This is a genomic window from Pseudomonas agronomica, from assembly GCF_025917275.1.
Taxonomy (GTDB): domain Bacteria; phylum Pseudomonadota; class Gammaproteobacteria; order Pseudomonadales; family Pseudomonadaceae; genus Aquipseudomonas; species Aquipseudomonas agronomica.
This window is the reverse complement of the sequence record NZ_JAOSHO010000716.1, coordinates 1-1,991: the sequence shown is the minus strand read 5'-3', so window position 1 is coordinate 1,991 and position 1,991 is coordinate 1. Positions and strand designations below refer to the sequence as shown.

The 1,991-nt window shown below is 62.3% G+C and carries 1 protein-coding gene and 1 pseudogene; one reads left to right on the top strand and one right to left on the bottom strand.

Going from position 1 to position 1,991, the window contains the following annotated elements; genetic code table 11:
- A pseudogene (locus tag OC610_RS26485) lies at nt 1–261 on the bottom strand (NO-inducible flavohemoprotein); the annotation flags it as partial.
- A 150-nt stretch (nt 262–411) separates the two neighbouring features.
- Between OC610_RS26485 and norR the strand changes: the two are divergent.
- On the top strand, nt 412–1,965 hold the full coding sequence (norR, locus tag OC610_RS26480) for a nitric oxide reductase transcriptional regulator NorR (RefSeq protein WP_264432154.1): 1,554 nt from the start codon (nt 412–414) through the stop codon (nt 1,963–1,965).
- Nucleotides 1,966–1,991: the final 26 nt, after the last annotated feature.

Genomic DNA, 1,991 nt, shown 5'->3' with positions numbered 1-1,991 from the left:
GGCCACGTGCTTGTTGACGATTTTCGCCACCAGGTCGCCCAATTGATCGAGCTGGTCGATATGGCGCGCGTACATCAGCACGCCATTGGCCAGCGCGCGGGGTTGGTCGCCGCTGGCCTGGTGAGCCTGGTTGAACAGCGGGCGCACTTGGGGATATTCGGACAACATCATGCGGTAGAAATGAGTGATCAGCGCTTCACCACCGCTCTCAAGCAATGGGACAGTGGAACGGATGATGGCGCGTTGTTCTCGACTCAGCATAGGTGACTCCTCGCGTGGTACAGATAACGGATACCCACACTTATCAGTTTCCGTGCCATAAAATTTATTCTTTAATTTCAACATGTTAAAAACTTAGTAGTCATAAAGACACGGTAGCCTTTATAGTCGTTATGACCAACTGGAGTCATTATGACCGCAACCTCCTTGCTCACCTCACTGCTGCCCCTGGTGGCGGATCTGTCCCGCGAACTGCCGGAAGGCGAGCGTTACCGGCGCTTGCTTGGCGCCTTGCGCGCCCTGCTGCCGTGCGACGCCGCCGCACTGCTGCGCCTGGAGGGGGATTGCCTCGTGCCCTTGGCCGTGGATGGCTTGAGCACCGACACATTGGGACGGCGATTCCGTATCAACGAACACCCGCGCTTCGAGGCGTTGCTGGCCCATTCGCAACCAACCCGCTTCGCCACCGACAGTGACCTGCCCGATCCCTACGACGGGCTGGTCGAAGGCCTGGACGAGCATCTGGAAGTCCACGACTGCATGGGTTGCCCGCTGTTCGTCGACGAGCGGCCCTGGGGGTTGCTGACCCTTGATTCCCTGGATCCGGAACGCTTCGAGCCGATCGACCTGAGCGCTTTGCAAGCCTTCGCCAGCCTCGCCGCCGCCACTGTCAGCGCCGCCGAACGGATCGAGCGGTTGGCTCTGAGGGCCGAGGATGAGCATCACCGCGCCGAGGTCTATCGCCAGGCGAGTGGCCAGCAGCATCGCGACATGGTGGGCCAGAGCAAGGCCCACAAACGCCTGGTGGAAGAAATCAAGTTGGTGGGCGGCAGCGACCTGACGGTGCTGATCACCGGCGAAACCGGCGTCGGCAAGGAACTGGTCGCCCAGGCGATACACGCAGCCTCCAACCGCGCCGACCAACCGCTGATCAGCCTCAACTGCGCCGCCCTGCCGGACACCCTGGTGGAAAGCGAGCTGTTCGGTCATGTGCGCGGCGCTTTCACCGGCGCCATGAACGACCGGCGCGGCAAATTCGAACTGGCCGATGGCGCAACCTTGTTCCTCGATGAGGTGGGCGAGCTGTCCCTGACCGTCCAGGCCAAGTTGCTGCGGGTCTTGCAGAGCGGTCAGTTGCAACGCCTGGGCTCGGACAAGGAACACCGCGTCGACGTACGCCTGATTGCGGCGACCAATCGCGACCTCGCCGACGAAGTGCGCAATGGCCGTTATCGGGCCGACTTCTACCATCGCTTGAGCGTGTACCCGCTGCAGGTGCCCGCACTGCGTGATCGCGGGCGTGATGTGTTGCTGCTCGCCGGTTTTTTCCTGGAACAGAACCGGTCGCGCATGGGCCTCGGGAGCCTGCGCCTGACCAGCGATGCCCAGGCCGCGCTGCTGGCCTACGATTGGCCGGGCAATGTGCGCGAACTGGAACACCTGATTGGCCGCAGCGCGTTGAAAGCGCTGGGTCATTGCAAGGTACGGCCGAAAATCCTCAGCATGAGCGCCGAAGACCTGGGCCTGCCCCGCGCAGCCTCGGACAACGCACCCATTGCCGGCCCTGCGCCCGCGCAACCGGAAATCATGACCGGCGACTTACGCCAGGCCATGGAAAATTATCAAAGGCAAATCATCAGTGCTTGCCTGGAACGTCACCAACACAACTGGGCCAGCGCCGCCCGCGAGCTGGGCCTGGACCGGGCGAACCTGGGGCGGATGGCGAAGCGATTGGGCCTGAAGTAAGGGCAAAGGATGCTCTTGTGGCGAGG